This window comes from Caproiciproducens sp. MSJ-32, assembly GCF_018918055.1.
GTDB lineage: Bacteria > Bacillota > Clostridia > Clostridiales > Clostridiaceae > Clostridium.
Window position 1 is genome coordinate 1 of record NZ_JAHLPS010000112.1, and the last position, 6,459, is coordinate 6,459.

Below are 6,459 nucleotides of genomic sequence, written 5' to 3' on the forward strand. Positions count from 1 at the left end.
TTATTAAGTGAACCAAAAAATGATATTAAACTAATAGTGATTGAAATAAGTGATTGAACTTTCTTCATAATTTATGGGAGAATAATAATTATTTTTTCCTACAGTAAATTGACGCTATCATAAAATAATTGCAAGTTTACATAATAATATAAACTAGATATAGTTAATTATAACTAATAAATCATACAGTTGCCTAAAGAGAAAGGAAAAAAATATGGGAAAATCATTAGTTCTAGCAGAAAAACCTTCTGTTGGTAGAGATATAGCAAGGGTTTTAAAATGTAATCAAAATAAAAATACATATATTGAAGGAAATAAATATATTATTACCTGGGCTTTAGGGCATTTAATAGGATTAAAAGATCCTGAAGGATATGATGATAAATATAAAAATTGGTCAATGGAAACTCTTCCTATTCTTCCAAAGGAAATGAAACTTACTGTTTTAAAAAAGACTTCAAAGCAGTTTTATGAGTTAAAAAAGTTATTAAACAGAAATGATGTTGATGAAATAATTATTGCAACAGATGCAGGTCGTGAAGGGGAGCTTGTTGCAAGATGGATAATAGAAAAAGCAGGTGTAAAAAAGAAGCCGATTAAGAGGCTTTGGATTTCATCCCAAACTAATAAAGCTATATTAGAAGGATTTAAAAATTTAAAGGATGGAAGGGAATATGAGAATTTATATAAGGCAGCAGTATGTAGAGCAGAAGCTGACTGGATAGTTGGGTTAAATGTAACTAGGGCTTTAACTTGTAAATACAATGCTCAACTATCTGCTGGAAGAGTTCAATCTCCAACTTTGGCTATGATAGTTGCTAGGGAAGAAGAAATTAAAAACTTTAAACCAGAAGATTATTATACTTTAAATGTCAAAGGAAATAATTTCGTATTAAATTAGGTAAATAATAAGGGCAATTCTTCAATATTTAATAAGGAATTTGCTAAAGCTTTAACAGCTAAAGTTAAAGGCCATGATGGTGAGGTAATTGATATAACTAAGTCGAATAAAAAGAAATATTCACCGGCCCTTTATAATTTAACTGAACTTCAAAAAGATGCAAATAAAATTTGGGGATATTCAGCAAAGCAAACCCTTAATATAATGCAAAGACTTTATGAAAATTATAAATTATTAACTTACCCAAGAACAGATTCAAAATATATTAGTTCTGATATAGTTGAAACAATTCCTGAAAGGTTAAAGGCTATTGGAGTAGGGGAATATAGAATTTATGCTGAAAAATTACTTAAAGAAGGGATAAAAGCCAATAAAAACTTTGTTGATAACAGGAAAGTAAGTGATCATCATGCTATAATCCCTACAGAAGAAAGAGGGAATAAAATTAATTTAAGTAGTGAAGAAAGAAATATTTATGACTTAGTAGTAAAGAGATTTTTAAGTGTAATGCTTCCACCCTATGAATATGAACAAACTAATTTAAAGGTATTAATAAATGGAGAAATATTTACTGCCAAAGGTTATATTACTAAAAATAAGGGTTGGAAGAAGTTATATGAAAAAGATAATTTAAATGAATATGAAAACAGCCAGGAGCTTCCTAATTTAAATAAGGGAGATAAGATTAAAATTTTACAAGTCAGTTTAATTAAAAAGCAAACTATAGCTCCATCAAGATTTGATGAAGGAAGCCTTTTGTCAGCTATGGAAAATCCACATAAATATATTGTAGTTTCACAGGATGCAGCAAAAACACTCAATGAAACTGGAGGACTAGGAACAGTTGCAACTAGAGCTGATATTATTGAAAAATTATTTAACTCCTTTGTTATAGAGAAGAGAGGCAAGGAAATAGTTCCAACTTCAAAGGGAAAGCAGTTGATAGAATTAGTACCAGCAGAGTTAAAATCACCACTATTAACTGCAAAATGGGAAAATAAATTAGATAAAATAAGCAAGGGAAAAGAGGATCCAAATGCCTTTAAAAAGGAAATGAAAAATTATGCTATTGCTTTGGTGGAATCAATAAAGGAAGAAAATAGCAAATTTATTCACGATAACCAAACTGGAAGGAAGTGCCCAAACTGTAGTAAATATCTCCTTGAAGTTAAGGGAAAAAATGCTAGAATGCTTGTATGCCAGGATAGAGAATGTGGCTATAGAGAAAACTTGGCCAAATTTACAAATGTTAGATGTCCTGAATGTAAGAAAAAACTTGACCTTAGAGGAGAAGGGGAAGCGAAGATATATGTTTGTGTAGGAGCTACTTGTAATTTTAGAGAAAAAGCATCACAGTTTGAAAAAAGATTTGATAAAAATGTTAAAGTGAATAAAAAAGAAGTTAATAACATAATAAAGAAAATGAAGAAGGAAGCAGAAGACTTTAATAATAATCCATTTGCAGCCTTACTTTGTAATTTAAATTTAGAAGATAAATAAATATGAAAAATATGGAATCCATAGGTAATATAAATACTAATTCCCTATTTCTTTATTTTTGAAGAAGTGTTAAAAATACAAAATATTAACTATTATAGTTTAAATTATATTATAATATATTTATAGCATTTTATAAGGATTAAAAATAAATTTAAAAGGGGATTGAAATTTATGTATGATTTTATGCAGAGGGTTATAGTAAAAAATTTAACTAATTATAGTTTAAGCAATATTAGTATAAGGCATGATGGTAAAGTGAACGGTAATTATAAAGCTCTTATAAAAGAACTTAAACCTATGGAATCTAGGGAAGTGCAATTATATACACTTGGAGCCCGGGAATCATGTAATTTAATTTTATCTTATATCTATAAAAATGTAAGTAATACTGTTATTGTATATGGTAAATTAAATGGTAATGATTTAAGGTTAATTACCCTTGAATTAAGAGAAAAAAATGGTGAAATAGCTATTAATACAATAGTTGATAATAGTTTATGGACATAAAATTAGATTTTAAATAAAAGTAGGAGGATTGTACAATCTGTTTTATAAGATGGTACATCCTCCTTATATTTCTTTTAAATGCTATTATCGTAGAGAATTTTTTCTAACTCTTGGCATCTATCTTTATCCATTGCTTTTAATCCTTTTAACCTATAGTCAATTCCAAGTTTGTTATATTTTTCTTCGCCCATAGTATGATAGGGTAGAAGCTCAATTTTTTCAACATTATTAAAAGTTGATTTTATGTATTTAGCTAAATTTTTAATATGTTCTTCATGGTCTGTAACTCCAGGAACAACTACATGTCTTATCCATAGGGGAGTATTTGCTTTAACTACTTCTTTTACAAAGTACTTATAGCTATCCATTGATCTACCTGTTATTTTTTTATATTCAGCTTCTTCATGATGTTTTATATCTAATAGAACTAAATCTGTATATCTTAATATTTCTGGATAATTGCCTAAACCAACCCCAGAAGTATCTAAAGTAGTATGAATATTATTTTCTTTACAAAGTTTAAAAAACTCTAGCAAAAAATCAGGCTGCATTAAGGGATCTCCACCAGAACATGTAACTCCACCGCCAGATTTTTCGAAAAAGGCTTTGTAACGAAGGACTTTTTTTACTAAGTCCTTCGCATCTATTTCATAGCCTCCATTAATATTCCATGTATCAGGATTATGACAATAGGAACATCTTAAAAGGCAGCCTTGAAAAAATATTACTGTCCTTATTCCTGGACCATCTACCAAGCCCATTGTTTCAATTGAATGAATTCTTCCTTTTGTCATAATCATTACTCCTTTATATTATTAGATTTTTTCGTGGAAAGTTCTGCTTATAACTTCTAATTGTTGTTCTCTGGTTAATTTTATAAAGTTTACTGCATATCCAGATACTCTTACAGTTAATTGAGGATATAATTCTGGATGTTCCACTGCATCTAGTAAGGTATCTCTATTTAATACATTTATATTAATGTGATGTCCTTCATTTTTGAAGTATCCATCTAAAAGTGATGTTAAATTATTTATTTTTGTTTCTCTTTCTTTACCAAGAGAATTTGGTTCTATTGAGAAAGTATAAGATATTCCATCTTCACAATGATCATATGGAATTTTAGCTACTGACAAGCAAGAAGCTAAAGCACCATTAGTGTCTCTGTTATGCATTGGGTTTGCACCAGGTGCAAAAGGTTCTCCAGCTTTTCTTCCATCAGGAGTTGCACCAGTCTTTTTACCGTAAACAACGTTTGATGTAATTGTTAAGATTGATTGAGAGAATTTAGCATTTCTATAAGGATGTTGTTTTCTTATTTTGTTCATTAATTTTTCTACAACTTCTACCGCAATGCTGTCAACTCTGTCATCATCATTACCGTATTTAGGGAAGTCTCCTTCAATTTCAAAATCAACAGTTATTCCTTCTTCATTTCTAATTGGTCTTACTTTCGCATATTTTATAGCACTTAAAGAATCTGCAACAACGGAAAGGCCTGCAATACCTGTTGCTAAAATTCTTTCTACATCTCTATCATGTAAGGCCATTTCTAATCTTTCATAATTATACTTATCATGCATATAGTGGATAATATTTAATGCATCAACATAAGTTTTTACTAACCAATCCATAACCTTATCATAGTTTTCCATAACCTTATCATAATCTAAAATTTCATCTGGAATAGGATCTAAGTTAGGAATAACATGAGTAAATTTCTTTTCATCTATTCCGCCGTTGATAGCATATAATAAGGCCTTAGCCAAGTTAGCCCTAGCTCCAAAGAATTGCATTTGTTTACCTATCTTCATAGCAGAAACACAGCAAGCAATTCCATAATCATCACCAAACTTAGGTCTCATTAAATCATCATTTTCATATTGAATAGAGCTTGTATCTATAGAAACTTTTGCACAGAAGTTCTTAAAGTTTTGAGGAAGATTTTCTGACCATAAAACAGTTAGGTTTGGTTCTGGAGCAGGTCCTAAATTATATAGTGTATTCAAGAATCTATAAGAAGTTTTAGTAACAAGAGTTTGCCCATTATTGTTCATACCGCCAATAGATTCAGTAACCCAAACTGGATCGCCGCTGAATAATTCATCATATTCCTTTGTTCTTAAGAAACGAACAATTCTTAATTTAATAATGAATTGATCTATTAATTCTTGAGCTTCACTTTCAGTTAGTATTCCTTTTTTAATATCATTTTCAATATAAATATCTAGGAAAGTTGAAACTCTTCCAAGGGACATTGCAGCACCGTTTTGTTCTTTTACTGCAGCAAGGTATGCTAAATATAGCCATTGTACTGCTTCTCTTGCATTTTCTGCAGGTCTAGATAAATCAAAACCATAGATATTTCCAAGTTCCTTTAATTCCTTTAAAGCTTTTATTTGTTCAGATAATTCTTCTCTTAATCTAATTGTTTCTTCATTTATTATTGTAATAGAATCCTTTTCTTTAATTTTTTCTTCTATTAAAGTATCAACTCCATAAAGAGGAACTCTTCTATAATCACCAATGATTCTTCCTCTACCATATGCATCAGGAAGACCAGTAATTAGGCCAGTAGTTCTTGCATTTCTTATATCTTGAGTATAGGCATCAAAAACACCGTCATTATGAGTTTTTCTATATTTTGTGAAGAATTCTTCAATGTTTTTATCTAATTTTTTACCATATAATTCAACTGATTTTTTCACCATTCTTATCCCGCCAAAAGGCATCATGGTTCTTTTTAGTGGTTCATCAGTTTGAAGTCCTACTATTATTTCAAGATCTTTATCAATATAGCCTGGACCATAAGCAGTTATTGAGGCTATTGTTTTGTCATCAACAATAGGACCAGTTTGATTTTCTTTCTTTAATAGCTCTAATACTTTTTTCCATAGTGCTGTGGTTCTTTCTGTTGGGCCTGCTAAAAAGCTTTCATCTCCATAATATGGTGTATAATTCTTGTCAATAAATTCTTTAACATTTATCATGGCTGTACCTCCTTAAAATATGCATTTTAGATACTCTTTAACTAAATTATAACATAAATTTTGATAAATAATAGTTGAATTTTGAATTATTTAGGGAAAAAGTATATAAATCAGATAGAATAATGATATCATAGAAAGGATAAAAAACAAACATAAATTTTGATAAAATCAAGCATTTAGGCTATATAAAGGATATTAAGAAAATTGAAAAAAAGTTTAAAAAATATTGTTAAATTTAATAATTGTATTGTAAATATATTAAGAAGCTGCTATGAGGTAATTTTATTAGGAGAAGAGAAGGATTATAAGGGAAGTGCCCTTCTTTATATAAATGATTTAAAAGAAACTAATCCTGAAATAGCAGATGAACTGTTTAAAAGATACATGACTAGATAATAAATGTAATAAAAAATTAATTTTTTTTGACTAAAAAAATATTTATCTTGGATTCGGCAAGTAATGCCGAAAGGCATTGAAATTAAAGGATTTTTTGTTCAAAAAAATTAAAAAGAAATCATCCCTTTTTAGTGTTAAAATATAATTACAAAAAACAAAACACAA

The 6,459-nt window shown here is 29.0% G+C and carries 4 protein-coding genes and 1 pseudogene; 3 read left to right on the forward strand and 2 right to left on the reverse strand.

From position 1 onward, the window contains the following. The first annotated feature begins 214 nt into the window (after nt 1–214). Both KQI16_RS11700 and KQI16_RS11705 read left to right on the forward strand, forming a co-directional pair. A pseudogene (locus tag KQI16_RS11700) lies at nt 215–2,401 on the forward strand (DNA topoisomerase III). 171 nt (nt 2,402–2,572) lie between these two features. Further along, the gene (locus tag KQI16_RS11705) at nt 2,573–2,908 is read left to right on the forward strand and encodes a hypothetical protein (protein ID WP_216434647.1); all 336 of its coding nucleotides are present in this window, start codon (nt 2,573–2,575) and stop codon (nt 2,906–2,908) included. A 74-nt stretch (nt 2,909–2,982) separates the two neighbouring features. Here KQI16_RS11705 and pflA read toward each other — a convergent pair whose 3' ends face one another. Together pflA and pflB are read right to left on the reverse strand one after the other, a co-directional pair. Then, nucleotides 2,983–3,702 carry a pyruvate formate-lyase-activating protein gene (gene pflA / locus KQI16_RS11710; RefSeq protein WP_216434649.1) on the reverse strand — a complete coding sequence of 240 codons (720 nt, stop codon included), beginning with the start codon at nt 3,700–3,702 and terminating at the stop codon, nt 2,983–2,985. A 21-nt stretch (nt 3,703–3,723) separates the two neighbouring features. Further along, a complete protein-coding gene (gene pflB, locus KQI16_RS11715; protein ID WP_216434652.1) occupies nt 3,724–5,898 on the reverse strand; it encodes a formate C-acetyltransferase in 2,175 nt (724 codons plus the stop codon). 204 nt (nt 5,899–6,102) lie between these two features. Between pflB and KQI16_RS11720 the strand changes: the two genes are divergently transcribed. Then, the gene (locus tag KQI16_RS11720) at nt 6,103–6,294 is read left to right on the forward strand and encodes a hypothetical protein (protein ID WP_216434654.1); all 192 of its coding nucleotides are present in this window, start codon (nt 6,103–6,105) and stop codon (nt 6,292–6,294) included. Nucleotides 6,295–6,459: the final 165 nt, after the last annotated feature.

Bases quoted from the DNA above. Each gene is read 5' to 3' on its own strand.
- pflB (WP_216434652.1), bottom strand. From the start codon at position 5,898: ATGATAAATGTTAAAGAATTTATTGACAAGAATTATACACCATATTAT.
- pflA (WP_216434649.1), bottom strand. From the start codon at position 3,702: ATGACAAAAGGAAGAATTCATTCAATTGAAACAATGGGCTTGGTAGAT.
- KQI16_RS11705 (WP_216434647.1), top strand. From the start codon at position 2,573: ATGTATGATTTTATGCAGAGGGTTATAGTAAAAAATTTAACTAATTAT.